Source organism: Paenibacillus phytorum (assembly GCF_013141715.1).
Lineage (GTDB): Bacteria > Bacillota > Bacilli > Paenibacillales > NBRC-103111 > Paenibacillus_E > Paenibacillus_E phytorum.
This window is the reverse complement of the sequence record NZ_WHOA01000204.1, coordinates 1-18,246: the sequence shown is the minus strand read 5'-3', so window position 1 is coordinate 18,246 and position 18,246 is coordinate 1. Positions and strand designations below refer to the sequence as shown.

Sequence of the window (18,246 nt, the reverse complement as noted above, 5' to 3'; positions counted from 1 at the left end):
TTCATCAGTCGTGCCCCTGCCCTCACAAGGATTAATGTATTTCGGCATGCGCCTTATAACAACCGTTTCGGGTAACAGCCCTTGTTTCAACGTCCCTTGCTTTCCAAGTCCCTTACATCCTAGCTAATCTTTCTGGACTTAGGTGCTTCCTCTAAGCCTGTGAGACCAATGCCGCCATTGTTCGACATAGCGTATTTCATAGAAAAAATTTTTACTTTACGCCGCCCACCCCATCGTTTGATGGTACATATGTTTCCATATGTTCTAACTTTAGACCTGTACATTCGGAAGTTCGTCAGTTCAGTCTGTTTGAACATTCTCACCATATCCAGTTTTTCAGCCACGCGGCATATCCGTTGGCATACCTTTTCTATTCGAATGGCTCTAGCCTTCGTTCTGCCGAATCTACCTGTACTTCACACCACATGACCTGTTAGTCATGACGCGCGCAGGAGTATTGGCGGGATGGTTTCGGGATACATGGTTCCGTCATTCCCATCCTCGGTTGTAAAGTTAAGATTACTCATTGTAATCTCCTGCTTTTCACGCTGTTAGGCGCTTATAGCAGAACATGTCATACTTTCTCGTTAGCTGAATGAACTAAGATGCTTCCATCATCAAGCTGTCCTGTCCTGTTATCGAATTTTGTTACTCAAATGCTTTCTATAAAGAACATGTATTCATCTTCAGTTTCCAGAAGTATCTGTTTATACCCTGCCCAATAATTATAAGACCATAGCTCTTCTGCTTGGATGACTCCAGATCCAATACCAAAGGTATAATTCCTCTCATCGACCATTATGCGATTTACATAAATTCCTGGAATAGAACTTGGGTACACTTGATCATATTGAATCAATGGATATTTCTTACGATTTCTTGAAACTCTATCTAACCTTCTTTGTACGCTTTGATCAATATAATTTGATAATGAATCTGTTGTTCCTGTGTGATATGTATATTCATTTATATCTCTTAGAAAAAAATTCTTAATTACATCGTTCGCAAACTCATAACTTGGTTCATAATAATTATGCCATTCCTCAACATCAATAAGTGAATTAGCCCACAATGAAACAAAGCCTTCTAGCAAATTACTATATTGATTCTTATTGGTTCGATATATCTGCATTAAATTTTCATATTCATACATAGAGTAGAAGATTGTTCCAGTAATAAGTTTTGTCTGATAGTTCATAAAATAATTCTTTGCATCCTCAATAAATAAGCTAGGATCTTTAGAAAGAATTTCTTTTAACATCCTTCTCACCTCTTGGTAAACGAGATCTCTTGAAAATACATTACTTCGCAAATATTTGATATTGAAGATATTCGGCGATTTAATGAACTTTCCTGCCCTATCGTATTATGAGGTCAAGGATTAACTGCCTAACCACTGGCAATATCAACCACGCTCTACTGCCCGTTAGTTCAACAAAGACAGCCGATCGTATTGACCGGCTGCCGTAGTGTTCCATGATGAAGCTATAGTTTCTCGTTAGGTTAATGACCAAAGGCTGAACCTAAGCGTCAATTAGGATAGTAAAGACCTTCGAGGGGATCTATAAATGATATTCATTGTTTTTCCAATCATCAATGAATCGATGTCTTCTTAAATTCACAGTATCGAATTCATCCTTACCATCAGTCTTTGTAATTCCTAAATGCTCAAGTGTTTTATTAATTGCGTCATCACTTAAAGTTTCCTCATAAATAACGACTTCTGAATCCCACACAATCCCGCTCTGTGTGCCTATTCCACCAAAATATTCTGCCTCAATATAAACAGTTCTACTGACTTTAGAAATTTCCAAGCAAAATATACCGATTAAATCAGTCAAATATTCATAGTTCTTAAAGGAAGTGCCTTGGTTCATATTTATTTCATCGTAAAGTTCATCTGTAATTGGTATAGTTATTAAGTTTTTGTATAATGAATCGCGTAGAGATTCCTAAACCTATTTCTAATACAATCTAAAGACTCAATTGAAGTAAGAATACCTCGATAATAATAGCCCATGATTTACCTCACTAAAGTAAAATATCCGCACTTGAAGTATTCGCGAAGTGACCACTCTATCCTGCCCACCTGTTGAAGAAATGTTTTCCGATAGCTTAATCACCTATTCACTACTTCGTACTACTTCCTCAAACAATTTTGGACTATTAATTTCAAACTGCTGAATTAGATCTCCGCCAAAGATACTAATTGTTTGTTCCCATGGATGCCCTAAATATCCCCATGTGAAATCTTTACTAATAAAGAGATAATAATCACCATCTGGGTAAAAGGAAATAGTACTCGGTGGACCCAAATGAGGATTATATTTAAACGATTCGTGTTGCCAGTCTAAGGCATACAGATATTCATCTGGTTCAGTCACTGCTTTAAGGCATGCAACACACTTTCTCTCTAAATCGTCTATGTCATCATCCGTATAACTAGTTAATTTATAAGTAATATAAGGCGATGGTAAACTAAAGGAAGGCCAATCACTACTATGAACACTTGGTTTAAAATTGAAATGTTCATAAAATTTATCCCATACTAGCCGATAAAGTTCATTTGATAAAGGAACCCAATTGTCCATTTAGCACACCTCGGATATACTCGTCATTTAAAGCCCAATTCAATACTAACATACTAAGGGCAACTTTAATGAGTCTAATTTCCACGCTCTACTGCCCGTTAGTTCAACGAACTAATTGATTTCTTTTATTAGATTTCCGTCTTTATCATAATACTTATAATTTCTAAATTCATATTGGCTATTATCGGTTTCGGGAAAATCGACCCAAGCAACAGTCGCCCTATAAGGAATAAACTTTTGCTCAAATTTCTGTCCAATTATACTTACTTGCATTTTAGCAATTTCATTTTCGTTATTGGCAACAAACATAAACATACGAAGATGGTCAGGAATGAATGAGCTAAATGTTTCGTCATCCCTCACTTGGACATAATTCCAAACAAAATTATCATCTTTATTTTTTCTAAATTGAATGTAGCCTGGACTATTGTCCGATAAAAATCCTACAACCCTTAGATCATTGAAATCTTTTACCTCCAGGATTTCAATTGATTTGTTTTCATACCCTTTAATAGATTTAATTACTTTTACTATGGAATCTCTATCATTTCCATACAGTTGATGATTATCGATAAAATAAAAAGCTAAGAATCCGATAAGCAGCAGTACCAAAATTGTAAGTGTAAAAAAAGTTAATTTACCTTTTTTCAACAATCTGCCCCCTTTGGTAGCATTACTTTCGTTATCAACATAATAAATCCCTTCAAAAATAAAACGGTTTAGTGCTTGTATAAGTTTCGCTTTTGTTCAAGGAATGCTGCCCGTTACTTTAACGGACAAAAGCAGCCAATCGTCATTGCTGGCTGCTGTCGTGTTGTGATTAAACTATCGTTCTTCGCTTAATCAATGGGCTTATTTTTGTTGAGATACCAAACTTCAATTTGGTTATACGTAGTTTGAATTTTGCTGTTAAAACTCTCCTGGTACTCTTCTTTAATATCCCTACCACTGGAACCATACTCATCGTAATAATCAATTAGTAAATCCTTTATTTTGTCAATGTTATGGTCATATAAGTTGCGAATGATTTTTTGAGTCAGCCTATCATGCTCGTCGTCATGAGCCCCCATCCCGATTAATCCCATAGGGTCAAATTCATTAACAATTTCTCTGATAGCTAAAAAATCACTCATATACTCCTTGGACAACTTCTTTTTATTAATAACTACAAGCCTCCAATGCAAATTTATGCTGAATTAATGGTACCACACATTGGAAGTATCCTGCCCGTTAACACAACAAAGTGCTGCAACACTTTGCAGCACTTCTGATATTGAACTATTGTTTCTCCATCATCCGCTTGTTTTTGGTGAGCTCCGCGTACCGCATGATTTTGCGAAACATCCGCTTATCGGCAAGGGCATTAAAAATGTATTTATCCGGCTTCGTATTGACTTCTATGATCCAAGGCTTAAGCTCTTTATCTATTCCTATATCCACCCCATACGCCAGAGACCGTGGAAAAATGTCGCTCATATGTCTGCTTATCCGAAGGCCTAGTGTATTCAGCAGATTAATATAGGAAGCCTGCTTCGCACGGGGCACAAAGGACGCCAGTAACTCATCGACCTGCATCGGCATGCCGCCGCTGTGGTAGTTGGTCACGACTTTATGAGGTCGAGCTAAGCGTCCCACGATCCCCGTTACTTCCCACTTGCGCTGAGAGCTACGCTGAACCATGATGCGCAAATCGAACGGCCGTTTCTGATAATGGAGCAGAGGAATGCCCTTTTGAACCAGGTAGATTTTCTTCACCTTTGCCTTCGCGAAAGCGGCATACGCCCCATCGAAGGTTGTGAATGTTCGGCTACGCGTACCGTTCTGCAGGCGATAGTAGTTACCATGCTGAGAAAGCTTAAATATACCCATGCCCCCAGTTCCGTGGTTCGGCTTTAGATAGAGTGTGTGATATTTCTCCAACATCCCGTGTATGTTTACTTTCGTGGCAAGTTTCGTCGGCGGCAGGTGGCGGGCCAGCTCCTCATTGGTCAGCATAGCGCGGTATTTGCCTAGCTTGTTATTCCAGTAGACCATGCATGCCATCACCTCAGGTCACTAAATATCTGTTCTCTTTTGTTATATGAAGAACAATCAAACGATGTTTGGACACTTCGTAAAACTTTATCGTATAAGAAAAACCTTAGGGCATCAGTACTTGTTTATGTGCATTAAACTAAGCGCCCCGCGGAAGCATGTGTTTAGTACGATGCCCTTTACTTAATAAACAAAAGAGGAGCCAACCCCTTTTTGTACCATATTTTTTCTTCACAATTTAAGTTATATCTATCATATCCGTTCGTAACGGATATTCAATTTAAATACTGAATGCACCTAACTCGTGAAAGTGATAATGTTCTTGTCACTCAGTAGCTGCGCTAGTTCAATTTTTCAAGTCGGTAATCGGACAATGTTCTTGTCACAAATCGGCAATCGGATCAAGATCTTGACATTGCCAATTGACAAGAACTTGATCCGATAACTAAAATAGCCCGCGATTTATGCGGATTTGATTCGGACATTGTTCTTGTCATCCGACAAAAATCCAAAGTATAATTTCCTTGATTTTGGAAATTACTAGTTTTATAGATTAACAGACAAAAAAATAGAGCAATTAGTTAGGGGGTTAAATTGATTTTCACACATTTCATTAATGAAAATTATAAATAAAAATGCATTTTCTAATTTGAAAAGTAACGTTGTGAAAAGAGATCTAATTTAGAATGGAGGTAGATGTCTGTTGCTTAATTTTTTCCCGAACGCCTATCCAGATGAGGATTTTGGAAGTATTGTCTACCGGTATTTTAAGTTATCCGGTAACCCTTATATGATGGAAATCATGTATAAGTTATTCCAAGTTAAAACGGTGAGGAATAGATTTATTCTTCCTAAAAACCTATTGACTTTATTAAATAATATACCAGGTAAACACTCTTATTCTTTAGATAGAATTGTCAAAGAACATTCTTATTTACCTTTAATGAAACCTTTTTATACAGATAATGAATTTAACAACATTATTGAAGATATTGGTATGACAAAAGGAAGGATTGTAATTGGTAGCGATCAACTCAAGCATATGATTTCAAATCAAGTTCGATATTGCCCCATTTGTCTCTTAGAAGATTATGAGAAGTTCGGCGAATCTTACGTACATAGAATTCACCAATATAAATTTGTTCTGGTTTGCCCTAATCACCATACATATCTAATATCATCGTGTCCAATGTGCCAACAACCATTTTTATATCATAATAGAAGACTGTTAGGAACACCTTATTGTAGTAATAAACATTATCTGCCGTCATTTGCAAAACATAGTTTGTATAATAGTGCCTTAGAGAAGTTGATACATCAAGTGGCAGATGACACAAAATTTATTATCCATAATGAAAAATATATATATATTGAATTGATTAGACAAAGATATTTAGAGTATGCCTTAAAAAAAGGGTATTTTTCACCAAATGGATTAATGCAAAAAAATAAAAGTCTTATAAAAGATTTTTTGGACTCTTTCTCAATTGAAAATCTAGAAGTTTTAGGGATAAAAATTAATCAAATACATAGAAAGTTTGCACAAATCTACTTGAATCTTCAAGGTAATCATTACAATATATTGATTCATATTTTACTGATGATTTATTTTTCAGGTTCAGTGAGTAATTTCCTAAACAAAAAAATTATAGATACGGAACCTTTTATCCCTTTTGGCCGAGGTCCTTGGGAATGTCTTAATGAGTTATGTTCAAAAAATAAACAGAAGTCAATAGTAGTTTGTCAAAGATATAGTTTCAGAGATGTAATTTACGGAACATTCAAATGTGAAAATTGTGGATATACCTATACAAGAAAATGCAACAGAGGAACCTTACAAAATATGGACGGAATTCATGTAAAGGATAAAGGATGGCTTTGGGAAAGGAAGGAAGAGGAAATATTTAAGTTATATGAGTCGAAAATTCAACAAGCTCAAAAAGTTAACAAAAGGAATCGTATACTAGATAAAAAAATACAGATACCCGAAAGAAATTCATTCGCTTGGATTAGCCTTTTATTTCAAGTCTATTCGAATGTAAAAAGTTATAAAGAAACTGCTCGAATCCTAAGAACTACAGAGATACATGTAAAAAAAATATTGATAAGACATCAGAAAAAAGTTGCACCATTTAATAAGTCAGAGTCTGTAAAAAATATTGTATAAACCTCCAAAGATCGATCAATCATACGAAAAACGAAGTAACTAAGAAAGCTATGAATGACGGTAGATGTGCAATGCCTCGCAGTTGGTAGTTCAGCTAACGAAAACAAGTTTATAATGATCAGGGAGTAGTTTGCCGCGGCTGCTACTCCCTGTTTTTTTGAGTTCAGATGTTGGATGGAGACCCGCTAAATTGCAATGGCGCTAGAGTATTTACAGTTAAAAAAATTTAAGAATTCATAAATTCCCTCAAGTGGCAATTGATTACTTAAATGAGTTTGCTTTCTCGCTCCCCATTCGATCAGAGAATTATTTGCATTCTTATTTTCTTTTACCAAACGTATCTCTTTTCTTATTGTAAATTTTTAATTTAGTGAAAGTTTTAAGAGTCTTGCTTTTTAAATGTGGCAGCAATGTGAGATATATGCAATGTAAATAGCAACAATAATATAACAACAAAGGAAGCACCTCCTTTTGAAGTGCTTCCTTTGTTGTTATATTTATAAGATTTTTTATTTGCATTTAGCTACGATGGAGCCCTTAACTATTTTTCCTTCATCAATTTTTTATGACTGTCTAACATTCATTAGTAAATAGAAAAATCAATATCAATCCAACGAGAAAAATCTCTTTTCAAGCACAATTTCCATTCATTGCATCTTATCTTGTCTTCTACGACCTCTTTAGTATTCTCTACAAATTTATTCTGTTTACATTTGTAAAATTAACTAACGAACTCTATTTTCCAGTAACACACTTTATTTTCCACTAACGATCTTTATTTTCCTTGATCATTTATTTTCCTCGATCAATCGCTTTATTTTCCACTAACAATCTTTATTTCCCTTGATCATTTATTCTTTCCGGTTGTTTTGCTGTGATACATAGTTTCATCGGCATGTTTCACAAGCTGACTTGCTGTAACTCCCTTGATCCATGTTGAAAAACCAATACTTGCTGCTGTAACACGCGGAGAAGATTCGTTCTCTATTCTAACTTTCTCACCAAATTCTTCCTATCAACTCCGATTTTTATCACTAGTAATGTAATACCATTTCTTCCCCACCGTACCGACCCGCATAACTATGAGTGAATTGAATCTGCCCTTCGTCTCTCACGATTGATCATAAACTTAATTTTGATAATATTTCTAGCCTTCTGTCCCAATAATATCTTTTCTGTTTTTCCTTTTGTAACGTCATGAGTATATACTTCCTTTGCACATCAATCACTCCTCTATACTTATTTAATTCAGATATCTTTATTAATCCCCTAGCCGTAAATTCAATTATTTTAGCTAGATCAATTTTTGCAACCTCAAGTAACCTTTCATTATTTAGCAGTTCAAATAAATCTTTAACTCTATATTTCTCTGATGTTTCCTGTAGTGAAATCGTACCGTATTCGAATGATACTTTTTTTGATAATATCAACTCCTGATCAGCCAGAGCATTCTTTCTTTGCTTTTCCCACATTTTGTTTAATACTTCGAACTTTAAATATGTTTCTTTCCAGAGACTAACTTTTTCAGTTAGAGTTGTTTCAACAGATGGCGCTACTTGGCCAATGATTTCATCCTCCTTATATTTGCCTAATTTATTAGGAGAATAGTGCAAATACTTTTCTCCTGGTATTTGAAGCTTCCCGACCATCTCTATCTCTGTATCTGTTAAATCAGTACATTCTATAAACGTAGCCACCAAGGGTAGAATACCTAAATCAAAGAGAAATATTTTTAATTCTTTGTGATTATATCTATAACGTTTATTTGTTGTAAACTCACCTACAACTCCAACATCAGTCCATTCGATACGTTTTAAGTTTAAATTATCTTGCTCTTCACGTATCTGATCTTTTAAATGGATTAACTTTTCCATCTCATGCTTAAGTCTCACATATGACCCATTTACAATAAACTCTTTTACTCCTTCCATGCTCAATTTACTTTAACTCCTTTACTACTACTAATGATTTCTTTAATCTTTAAAACCGTCTCCTCTTTAAAATAATATTTTTTCCTACCATTCTTCATTATTAAGGTAAAATCGGCTTGTATATCCTGTTCTTTGAGGATCCTCCACAACCTTCTGTCACCAATTTTCAGCTTTTTAAAAACATCATTAAACACAAACCCAATATCATTTTCTCGCTTCATTTTTATTAATTGTAAACAGTTCTGAAGATCATGCTCATAATAATAGTTTTCAGCGAATGTTCCAAAATGAGTTAAGTGCTGAGGCTTAAGCTGTCCAGAAAGTGTGAATTCGACAATTTTTACTACGGTTAAAGAATTTGCTGGATATTTTTTAAGGGCTTCATGGAAGCTTATTAATGATGGTTCTATTATCGTCACCATTGAACCCTTGCATTTTCCCATAAACTCTTTCGCCTCATGAATGTTAAACATTTCTTTTAGAGAATTTGCAATTTTAATAGGAGTGAAATATCCGGAATCAACTAACTTTTGAACAGATTTTACACGAATTCCCAAAATCAATCCGACTTCCTTTTTTGAAATTAAATTCTCTCTAATTCTCAAATAATCTTCGATCTTCGACTTTTCCACCAAATAAATATTCTTTCCTTTTGTTAATTTAGTGACTATTTGGTGCTTTTTATTATCATTTAACTCATGAAGTTTATCATATCCATTACCAATGTCTTGTCGGACTTCCTCTCTCCTGACTCTACTTCTTTTTAATAATAATTCAGGTTCTTTTTTAAAAATAGAAAAGTCTTTCCTAACCATACCCTCATCGATTTGTTTGATAAAATATGAAACATAAGATTCCTTGAGCCATAGAAATGTCGAATCATTAAAGATACTCTCGAAACCTTTTAGTCGTCCATATCTTTGCATTTTTTTATTACGATCTAAGAAATCATCAAGAACTACATAGAATCTGTTTGGGAAATCAAGATACATCCAATAGACATTGGCAAGTGCAATGGCCATCTTCATTCCACTCTTCTCACCCTTTGCACGATTATGGAAAAACAATAAGTTATCATGACTTAACTCTGTATAGTCCCGCGCTTCAATGAGTAGATGAAAACTATGGTAAGCTAATCTGAAAAATTGAACTAAATTACATTTATCAATAACGAGAAAGTTATTATCTCGAAAACCTTCTATTATTTGTTTTTGAGATTCTAAAAAAATACTATTGGTTGTTATAGTGATATGTGTGTCTAGGAAACTGAACGAGCATTTATTACATTCTTGATTCATGAAAGTCCCTAAGCTTATCTGGCTGCCGCATTTAGGACAAGAATCAACCATCAAGTTCTGATGATGATAACACATTTGAATGGGAATAATATTCCAAATTACCCGGTGAAAGAAATTTTCCTTTATACAAGCGGGACAATATTTAACCCTGTTTTTCATAATGATTTTTGTATACAAATCAACTCCAAAAATATTTTGGAGGTAATAACCATTATGCTTTTCATACATTTCAACTTCATCGAGCGTCAATTCCCCCAGTTTCTCCAATGCTTTTCCACTAAACTCATTATTTTGCGATGTAGAAGCAGACAATCCAAGTTGAGATACAATACAGGAAACAGATGCATAGCCATTCATGTGTTGTAAACGATATAGAAAACCTGAAAGGCTTTCGTTTTGCTGAATTAATGGTCGAATGAGCATTGTTTTAGAATAATCACACATGTTAATCAACGCCTTTTTTTTCGCATTTTTAATTGCTGTTTTAAAAATCTAATACGCTCTTGATAATCTTTTATACCTTGCTCGTCCAAACTTTTATTTTCCAAGATTCGATATGCTATCGTTAAACTATCATCATTCAATAATACAAAAATGTAATCATTGTCATAGTTATCAATGTAAATTGGAATTTCTTGAAAGTCTTTTAAATACCACTGTTCACGAATTGCAATACTGCAGGAATAAATAAGACCATTAAAAAGAATTCCTTTCTCGGTTACTTCAGCATGCTCAAGTGGAAACAGATCAACTAAATTTTCCACATTGTACACCTCCTATTAATCTATTATTAATATTATTACCAAACACTAGATTAATCATACATATATATAGTATTTAATTTTAAATACTAGTTTTCTCTCGTGTATATCTGCATATTGGTTGACTACACTTCAATTAGAGGTGTAGCTAATGTCTGAATCAATTTTGAAGTTAATTGGTAAACGGATACGGGACTTACGAAAAGAACGAGGATTATCACAGGAGCAATTAGGTGAGTTAGCCAACTTAAACTATACCTATATTGGGGGAGTCGAACGAGCGGAAACCAATATATCTGTTCTAAATCTTACCAAAATTGCACAAGCTTTGAATGTTGGGATATATGAACTTTTCTCTTATACTAGGGTAAGTCAAACAAAAGGAAAATCTCATAATTTGGAACAAATCATAGATCTCCTCCTTTCAATTAGCCCAAAAGATGTTAAAAAAGCGAAGAACATATTGATGGAGGTTTTTGATAATCGAGTAGGAGGGGGCGGCTAGCCCCCGGCCTCTCACACCACCGTACAAGCGAGAAATAGCCGCACCATCCTATGAGGTATTGGTTTAGCTCTTTATTTCGCTCTTCCATCTTCATCGGCTTCTTTCGAGAAGTTATCTCTCTAATTCGGGCCTCAGCTTTCTGTAAAGATTGCTTGGCAATCCTTACCTTTGGCTGTTTATTCATACTAAAGCTGAACCCAAGAAACTTTCGTTTCCAAGGGCGGTCTACCGCACTTTTCGCTTGGTTTACCTTAAGCTTAAGTTTGTTCTCGATGAATTTGGTTACAGATGCCTTGACTCGTTCGCCTGCCCTTCGGGTCTTCACGTAGATATTGCAATCGTCCGCATAACGGACGAAGCGGTGTCCACGCTTCTCTAGCTCTTGGTCTAATTCATCCAGCACAATGTTGGATAACAACGGACTTAACTGGCCGCCTTGTGGCGTTCCTTCCGCAGTCGGCTTAACCAAACCATCCTCCATTACACCCGCTTGTAGATACTTCCGTATGAGTAGAAGGACTTTCTTGTCCTTCACCCATGCGGCAAGTTTCATCATGAGCCTGTCGTGATGAACACGGTCAAAGAACTTTTCTAGATCAAGATCGACGACGAATCGGAATCCTTCGGACATATATGCTTGAGCTTTCTTCACTGCATCGTGTCCTCGCCTCTTCGGACGAAACCCGTAACTGTGATCGGAAAACTGTGGATCGAACAATGGTGTTAGTACCTGAGCGATTGCTTGTTGAATCAGTCGGTCTGCCACGGTAGGGATAACTAACATCCGTGTCCCGCCATTCGGTTTTGGGATTTCGACCCGACGAACAGGACTCGGTTGGTAGACTCCTTCTTCTATCTCTTGCCGTATCGTCTGCCAATTTTGTTTGATGTGTTCTCGTAAGGATTTTACGGACATTCCATCTACGCCATGGCTTCCCTTATTGGTTTCGACACGCTTTAACGCCTGTAGAAGATTTTCCCGTGATAGCAATTGCTCCAACATTTTTTTACCTCTCCTTACGTGATTTGTGCCTTCCTCTTGTGCCAGAGGAATTCTGCCCTTCCGAAGTCCCCCACGGATTCACCGTTTCCTCCTTCAGATAAGTCCTTTCGGATTTTCTGCTTTCATTACTCACTCTGAACGCCTTGATGTACAAATACCTATTTCATGTTCAGCCCTTCCGCCAGGTGTTGCAACACCTTACGTAATATGGCTTCTGCTGACTTCTGTACGTTCAGCCTGTATTCACATACAAGTTTACAAAGTTAGCTTTGCGTTCCGTACAGATCTCCCCAGGTAAGAGGCTATCTTCCTCTCCATCTATCTGCTCCATTTACTCTCGTACGCCTTCGGCAGTAAGGGCTTTGACTTGTTTTGCAGTCTCTCCCAACGTACGATAGCCTTATATGGAATTCGTGTTCCTCAGACCAGAGATTTGCCGCCGACTTCCTTCAGTTTCGACCTCACGGTCGACACCCTTGTCTTAAGCTATGGCTACTACTGCCTTCGCCATTCGGGACTTGAACCCTAGAGATAGCGCCCATGCTGGGCGCACAAAATTAAACGGCGACCTGGGAGGCCGCCGTTTGCTTTAAGTCAGTTAATAATATTCGTTTAGTTACAATTTTATGGTCTACCGTCCTCTGATTGAATTTCCGAGAAGAAATCGCAACATTGATATCTAACTATTGATTCTTCAATAGTCATAATTTTTTTTTGCTAATTCTTTTCTTTTTCTTTTCTTCGTTTGTTTGCTGTTTCAAGAAATCCTCTTTCTCCTTCTCCAGTTGTAAATAGTCGCTCAGTTCAAACTTGTTATCTTCAAACGGATTAGCTATTAATTTACGTGCAGATTGTTTTATCTTACGAAACGCTTTATTGAGGTGTGTTTCAAGTATTTTATCACTACCATCCAATAGAGCAGACGTTGTAGCTTCCACAATCAATTGCATAACATAAAAGGGAATACCATTTGTTACGTAATAAATTTTATCTGAAATAATACGATCTGTTATATTACTTGACTCATAAAATGGAAGATCGTTCTCTATCTTTTTAAGGAATACACGAAACTGAACTATCTCAGCCTCAGTTCGGTAAAGAAATGGCGTCAACTCAATTTTATTGGTAAATCTTCGATCGAGTTGTGGATTTGTTTCAAAAATTCGTAGAGATTCAGGCATACCACAAAGAACAACTGGAATATTGATCTCTTCTGTGAATGTTTTAACCCAGTTCGAAGCGGTTGACAAAACATGCTGCGTATCTGCATCAATTAAATGTTGAAATTCATCGAGCACAATCATTTTAACATCACATGCTTCGATGTAATGATGAACTCTACTTGTAAGCTCCGTTTCAGTCCCACGATGATGGAGAGGATCTCCCATTATTTTCAATATTTTGGATGCTAATGAACGAGGTGTTGCTTTTGGTGGCACCGTTACTTTTAAAACTGGAATTTTCATGTATTTGCGATCTGACAATTCAACTAATTGGCGTGGAAAACACTCTGTAAACTCAGTAGTGACTGTACTCTTTCCTACCCCCGTATGTCCATATATAAATAAGCAATCTGGGGATACTGAGCCATTTGAAAGCATGAACCGCATCTTTAGTTCGTCCAACAACTCTTCGTATTGAGGATGTTGTACGATAATTTTCTTTGTGTGCTCTACTCGATTTCGGAGTTCTTCAAATGGTGGTTTTAAGCCCTTCAGAGGACGAAAATTACTTACTTGTATCATTCATTAACAGCTCCTTTTTTATTTACTCCCCATTGGGATGCGAGTTTGTCAAGATCAACTTCTTCGTCGTAAACTATCTCAGTTCCAGGTTTTGAGTACTCAATCAAACTAATTTCAGAATCAGTGACCTTTTTGGGGGAAATTTCATCACTCTTAATCTTTTGCGATGTAATTTCCTCTATGTCCTTAATCAGGTCAGATTTATCAGCTGCGGGAATAAACTCTTGTGGAACACCATCAATAGCACTAGGAACCGTATCACCGTTTGCTTTTTCGCGATTGCGTTGTCTTTTGATTTTCCGATCTTCAGCCTTCTCCTGCTTAATGACCTCCTGAACATTCTCGTAAGCAGTAGCCATATCTGATGTATCAAATTCATTGTAATTCTTGTTATTCTGGTTACAAATGTATGCCAGAATTTCAGAATGGACCGGGTAATTACGGTCGATTTTCTTATTTTCTAACCCGCCTTTTCTCGGGTAAGCTTCAATATATCGTTTTTCTTTCTCATCTCTGATGTAAATGGTACGCAAATCGGCATCACCGTATCTAACTAATACAGTTGTGTCACCCTTTTCACGATCAAGTCTATGCCGAAGATTATTTAATTCATCACTGAAAAAAAACTCCCCTAATAATTCGATGCCTTTTGGTGTGATTTTTCTTGTAACTGCCTTTGTTGACATTAGTAAATGAAGGTATTGCTTTTTATATGGAAGTTTACGGTGGACTTTATTTTCGATTAATCCATTCTCCCATAAGTGATGAGGGATTCCTCTGCGGCCTCGGTTATATACATGAGTCACCAAGTCCACTAGTAAAATGTGAATGATATGATAAAGGCCTTTCATACTGACACAGGCCTTCCCATAAGAATCGTACTGGCCCCGTTGTTCGGGGTTTGAAAAGAGTGTTCCTTCTACTGAATGAAATAATTTTTTATTGAGATTACCTAACGCGCCTTCTATAGTACCTTTTTGATGACCAGACTGTACCTCACAGTACTGTAGTCCGATATTAAGAAATGAACAGATTTCTTCAAAATCACGACAATCGTTAATTTTGGCATTATCCAATCTGATCGTCTCTGGAATACCATAAGCCGTCCAGTCTTTTTGAACCAAAGGGTAACGTTCCTTTAAGTATGACTTTGGCATCATCCCATTAAGCAAACACTGTTTTAAGTCCTGAGCATTAGGATGCTCTTTAAAAATAACATGAAACCCCCAGGGTTCATCGGTGTGTTTGTCGACAGCATGAATTAATGTGGGTCTCAACCGCTCATCAAAATTAAATTCCTTGATTAGCCAATCTAATGGGGTCCAATCAAGCTCAATAATTTCAAGCGGCCTAGTTGTCACTGTTTCTGATCTTACACCGTTTTGTAATAAATCTGCTTTTGCTCGACCGAAGATTATTACATTTCGAGCATAAGGATCTCCTATCTCTTTCCTTATTCTCCGGAAAGTAGACTCTGAGATTTCCGAAAGCTTATCTTTTTCTCCCCGTAAGATGTTGTCATCGGATATCATTTTTTCGATTTTGATGTACAATTGCCGATCAGTTGTAATTTCACCTTTTTTATCGGCTTTATGGACTTCTTCGCTGATCCGATTTAGTGCTTCACCATTAACTCTTCGCTTTTTGGGGCCAGGAGGTTGCGGGCATAAAAATCGAATATCTTCGTGTTCATACCATTTATTCAACCACCGATAAAAAGAAGCCGGTGAGAGATCTTTACTCGAGGCTGGACGTTCTTCCATCGGATAGTTCTCGAGATAGGAGCGCACTTCACTCTTCTTAATCCGCCCCTCCAGCATTGGTTTAATCACTGAGAAGCGCTTTAGCATTTCATCTTTTTGAGCATCAGAGTATTGGCTTAAATCGTGCTCGATTTTATCAAATGGCATTTGATTCTCTTCTTTAAAATATAAATTGTCATTCATATATTCGGTTGTAATTTGATCGTGAGTCAGTAGTTCTACAAGATTATATGACTTGTTCAACACCTCAAAATCTTGATCCACTTGTCTACGAATTTCGTACTCAATATCACCAATCCGAAAACGGGTGCCATATTTTAATGCTGCAAACATGTTACTTCCACCTCTTCTTCAATTATTGAATAAATAACCGATTCATCTGTAATTTTCGAACCGATTAAGTCAATACGGATGTCTTGCAAGTAAATTAAATGATAGAGTAGGGAGAAAAATTGTTCATTCGATAGCTCTTCGAAGTATTCTCTTAACTCAAATATGTAGCAAGACTTTAAGGCTTGAAGTTTATCAAGCATTTCCGTCTCATATTTCTGATCATAGAATTCAAGGCCATGAGCACGGAGTAAGGCTAGATTATATTGTAAATAGCCTTGATCAATCTGCTTTTCTGTTACCACAATATATATCCAGCCATTCTCTTCGCAAAACTTCCTCCCTACTTCATACTTAATCCTGTTCTTAGGTGTATCGAAGTATTTAGAATGCTTCACTTCTACAATGTAAGTCTTTCCGTTAAACGTAATTACTTTGAAGTCCGGGAAATAACGATATTTCTTTCCGATATGAGTGTACCGAATACAAATTGGCTGATAGAAAATTGCTGATACGCTGAGATCAAAATCAGCCAATCGAATATAATTCCGTTCATTGAAACTATCCCAATGAATCATCCCACCTGTCGTTATGAATGGTTCTTTTCCTCGGAAACCTTTGCGTTTGGGTTTAATTTTTCTGGCAACTACCTCTTGCATAATCTACCTCCTTTCATAATTGTTGATACTAGTTTCTACAATTGCCATTAAATTTAAACCTATGAAACAAAAAAATTCTAGCGGAACAACTTCCACTAGAACTTTTTCATTTTTGATTTTTTAGTTAATGGCGTTGTTGCAAATTTCTGCTGTATTAAAATTTCATTCTCGCTTATTTCTTTCCGATCAAACAAATATACCAATCCAACATCTGACCCTACGATCGGCATAATTTGTAGTTTGGATAGTACTCTAAGCATAAATCTTACATTAGACTGATAGCTTCTAGTGATTTCAGACAAAGATATATATTTTTCCATAAATAATTCAAGATCAACTCTCAAAATATCTGATCTTTTACCTTTTCCTTTACAATCTCCAGGGAGTAATCCTGCTCTTATTAATTTGTTTATTTCTTCTCTCTTTAATTTTAAAATGTGAGAAACTTCATTTATCGATAGATTACTCTTCGATTTGTTCATCTCATCTGAAAAATAATTCAAAATTTCTTTTTCACGAAATAAATAACAAGTAAATCCTAAACCATCGAGCTTATCACAAGGTCTGATTTTCCCTTCTAAAATTAGCTTAACAAATTTCCCCGTATTACATGGATACCTGGGGTTTTGTACAATCGTTCTAAACTTTAGTACTCGTTCATCTATTTCCGGATCTAAAGGTACTATTTTTTGATCAATCTCAGTAAGCATTCCATCAATGATCTCTTTTTCATAATGCCAGTGAGAATAACCATCTACGAGAGGTCCACGAAATGCAGAGATACATTTGTGTTCCAATAGATCAAGTAGGGTATTTTCAGATATGCCTAAGTACTCCGCGGCTTGATAACTTGGTAAGGTCCCACTTAGCTTATTAACATATGAAATTAGACTCGTTTCTTCAATAAGAATTATTTTGCTACTGTTTTTTTCAATAAACTTACCACTAATCAATCCTTGATCAATTAACCTGCAAATATTAATACCATTAATTCCATAATTCTGAAACGCTTTCGCTGCTGAAATATATTTTGAAGAACGGTTCGAAATCTTAGTAAACCTACTTACATGACCACCAGTCCAATGTTGAGTAATATATTTTTCAAATTCATTTCTCAAGAAATCGAACTGGCTCTCTCCGAAGGAACTATAAAGAACTGAATAAAAACTTCCGAAATCTTTATTAACCCCCTCTTGCCTACTAGAATTCCATTTAGATTTATAGCGCTTTAAGAAATCATGAAAATTGAACGGCCATTCAGAAAATAAATTCGTTATTCTAATCATTATTGGGTGGATGACTTCAATTGTGAATTCATTTATGACTGCATATTTACTTTGCGGAGTAAGAGTAATATCACTCTCAAGTAAAAGCATAAAAAAGAGTTTATGTAATTCAACAAGATTAAGGTAGCCTAATAACAAATGATTGGATTCACTTAAATATGATTTTTCTATTA

17 protein-coding genes are annotated in these 18,246 nt (G+C 36.0%); 2 read left to right on the top strand and 15 right to left on the bottom strand.

Annotated features, from left to right (window positions below):
- Positions 1-652: 652 nt before the first annotated feature.
- The 6 genes from GC098_RS29230 to GC098_RS29205 all read right to left on the bottom strand — a co-directional run bounded on the left by GC098_RS29230 (position 653) and on the right by GC098_RS29205 (position 4,625).
- Positions 653-1,261, bottom strand: a complete 609-nt coding sequence (locus GC098_RS29230; protein ID WP_171646846.1) for a hypothetical protein — start codon at positions 1,259-1,261, stop codon at positions 653-655.
- Between the two features lie 301 nt (positions 1,262-1,562).
- Positions 1,563-1,877, bottom strand: coding sequence for a hypothetical protein (locus GC098_RS29225; RefSeq protein ID WP_171646844.1), 315 nt, complete (start codon positions 1,875-1,877; stop codon positions 1,563-1,565).
- 246 nt (positions 1,878-2,123) lie between these two features.
- Positions 2,124-2,591: a DUF2716 domain-containing protein gene (locus GC098_RS29220; RefSeq protein ID WP_171646842.1), complete on the bottom strand. Its 468-nt coding sequence runs from the start codon at positions 2,589-2,591 to the stop codon at positions 2,124-2,126.
- Between the two features lie 111 nt (positions 2,592-2,702).
- Positions 2,703-3,242: a hypothetical protein gene (locus tag GC098_RS29215; protein WP_171646840.1), complete on the bottom strand. Its 540-nt coding sequence runs from the start codon at positions 3,240-3,242 to the stop codon at positions 2,703-2,705.
- A gap of 188 nt (positions 3,243-3,430) precedes the next feature.
- A complete protein-coding gene (locus tag GC098_RS29210; RefSeq protein WP_171646838.1) occupies positions 3,431-3,724 on the bottom strand; it encodes a hypothetical protein in 294 nt (97 codons plus the stop codon).
- A gap of 145 nt (positions 3,725-3,869) precedes the next feature.
- Positions 3,870-4,625 carry a YheC/YheD family protein gene (locus GC098_RS29205; RefSeq protein ID WP_171646836.1) on the bottom strand — a complete coding sequence of 252 codons (756 nt, stop codon included), beginning with the start codon at positions 4,623-4,625 and terminating at the stop codon, positions 3,870-3,872.
- A gap of 703 nt (positions 4,626-5,328) precedes the next feature.
- Here GC098_RS29205 and GC098_RS29200 point away from each other — a divergent pair.
- Complete coding sequence (locus GC098_RS29200; RefSeq protein ID WP_171646834.1) at positions 5,329-6,792, top strand: TnsD family Tn7-like transposition protein; 1,464 nt, start codon at positions 5,329-5,331, stop codon at positions 6,790-6,792.
- Positions 6,793-7,639: 847 nt separating this feature from the next.
- Here GC098_RS29200 and GC098_RS40985 read toward each other — a convergent pair.
- From GC098_RS40985 to GC098_RS29180, 4 genes are all read right to left on the bottom strand, one after another.
- Entirely contained in the window at positions 7,640-7,780 is a 141-nt protein-coding gene (locus GC098_RS40985; RefSeq protein ID WP_171646855.1) for a diguanylate cyclase domain-containing protein, read from the bottom strand.
- A 133-nt stretch (positions 7,781-7,913) separates the two neighbouring features.
- Positions 7,914-8,729 carry a hypothetical protein gene (locus tag GC098_RS29190; protein ID WP_171646832.1) on the bottom strand — a complete coding sequence of 272 codons (816 nt, stop codon included), beginning with the start codon at positions 8,727-8,729 and terminating at the stop codon, positions 7,914-7,916.
- Positions 8,726-10,444, bottom strand: a complete 1,719-nt coding sequence (locus tag GC098_RS29185; RefSeq protein WP_171646830.1) for a TniQ family protein — start codon at positions 10,442-10,444, stop codon at positions 8,726-8,728. The genes GC098_RS29190 and GC098_RS29185 overlap by 4 nt, the downstream gene beginning before the upstream one ends.
- A gap of 26 nt (positions 10,445-10,470) precedes the next feature.
- Positions 10,471-10,785, bottom strand: a complete 315-nt coding sequence (locus GC098_RS29180) for a hypothetical protein (RefSeq protein ID WP_171646828.1) — start codon at positions 10,783-10,785, stop codon at positions 10,471-10,473.
- A gap of 148 nt (positions 10,786-10,933) precedes the next feature.
- On the opposite strand from GC098_RS29180, the gene GC098_RS29175 reads away from it, so the two are divergent.
- Positions 10,934-11,287: a helix-turn-helix domain-containing protein gene (locus tag GC098_RS29175; RefSeq protein ID WP_171646826.1), complete on the top strand. Its 354-nt coding sequence runs from the start codon at positions 10,934-10,936 to the stop codon at positions 11,285-11,287.
- On the opposite strand, the gene ltrA is transcribed toward GC098_RS29175, so the two are convergent.
- The 5 genes from ltrA to GC098_RS29150 form a co-directional block, all read right to left on the bottom strand.
- Entirely contained in the window at positions 11,226-12,290 is a 1,065-nt protein-coding gene (gene ltrA / locus GC098_RS29170) for a group II intron reverse transcriptase/maturase (RefSeq protein ID WP_171646824.1), read from the bottom strand. The two genes, GC098_RS29175 and ltrA, sit on opposite strands and share 62 nt — an antisense overlap.
- Before the next feature lie 701 nt (positions 12,291-12,991).
- A complete protein-coding gene (locus GC098_RS29165; RefSeq protein WP_171646822.1) occupies positions 12,992-14,035 on the bottom strand; it encodes a TniB family NTP-binding protein in 1,044 nt (347 codons plus the stop codon).
- Positions 14,032-16,131: a TnsB C-terminal domain-containing protein gene (locus tag GC098_RS29160; protein ID WP_171646820.1), complete on the bottom strand. Its 2,100-nt coding sequence runs from the start codon at positions 16,129-16,131 to the stop codon at positions 14,032-14,034. Before GC098_RS29160 ends, GC098_RS29165 begins: the two co-directional genes overlap by 4 nt.
- On the bottom strand, positions 16,116-16,787 hold the full coding sequence (locus GC098_RS29155) for a TnsA endonuclease N-terminal domain-containing protein (RefSeq protein WP_171646818.1): 672 nt from the start codon (positions 16,785-16,787) through the stop codon (positions 16,116-16,118). The genes GC098_RS29160 and GC098_RS29155 overlap by 16 nt, the downstream gene beginning before the upstream one ends.
- A 95-nt stretch (positions 16,788-16,882) precedes the next feature.
- On the bottom strand, positions 16,883-18,246 hold a 1,364-nt coding region (locus GC098_RS29150; RefSeq protein WP_171646816.1), incomplete at its 5' end, for a helix-turn-helix domain-containing protein.

Excerpts from the sequence above, each read along its gene's own strand:
- GC098_RS29230 (WP_171646846.1), bottom strand. The coding sequence starts at position 1,261 with ATGTTAAAAGAAATTCTTTCTAAAGATCCTAGCTTATTTATTGAGGAT.
- GC098_RS29225 (WP_171646844.1), bottom strand. The coding sequence starts at position 1,877 with ATGAACCAAGGCACTTCCTTTAAGAACTATGAATATTTGACTGATTTA.
- GC098_RS29220 (WP_171646842.1), bottom strand. The coding sequence starts at position 2,591 with ATGGACAATTGGGTTCCTTTATCAAATGAACTTTATCGGCTAGTATGG.
- GC098_RS29210 (WP_171646838.1), bottom strand. The coding sequence starts at position 3,724 with ATGAGTGATTTTTTAGCTATCAGAGAAATTGTTAATGAATTTGACCCT.
- GC098_RS29205 (WP_171646836.1), bottom strand. The coding sequence starts at position 4,625 with ATGGTCTACTGGAATAACAAGCTAGGCAAATACCGCGCTATGCTGACC.
- GC098_RS29185 (WP_171646830.1), bottom strand. The coding sequence starts at position 10,444 with ATGCTCATTCGACCATTAATTCAGCAAAACGAAAGCCTTTCAGGTTTT.
- GC098_RS29175 (WP_171646826.1), top strand. The coding sequence starts at position 10,934 with ATGTCTGAATCAATTTTGAAGTTAATTGGTAAACGGATACGGGACTTA.
- ltrA (WP_171646824.1), bottom strand. The coding sequence starts at position 12,290 with ATGTTGGAGCAATTGCTATCACGGGAAAATCTTCTACAGGCGTTAAAG.
- GC098_RS29165 (WP_171646822.1), bottom strand. The coding sequence starts at position 14,035 with ATGATACAAGTAAGTAATTTTCGTCCTCTGAAGGGCTTAAAACCACCA.
- GC098_RS29160 (WP_171646820.1), bottom strand. The coding sequence starts at position 16,131 with ATGTTTGCAGCATTAAAATATGGCACCCGTTTTCGGATTGGTGATATT.
- GC098_RS29155 (WP_171646818.1), bottom strand. The coding sequence starts at position 16,787 with ATGCAAGAGGTAGTTGCCAGAAAAATTAAACCCAAACGCAAAGGTTTC.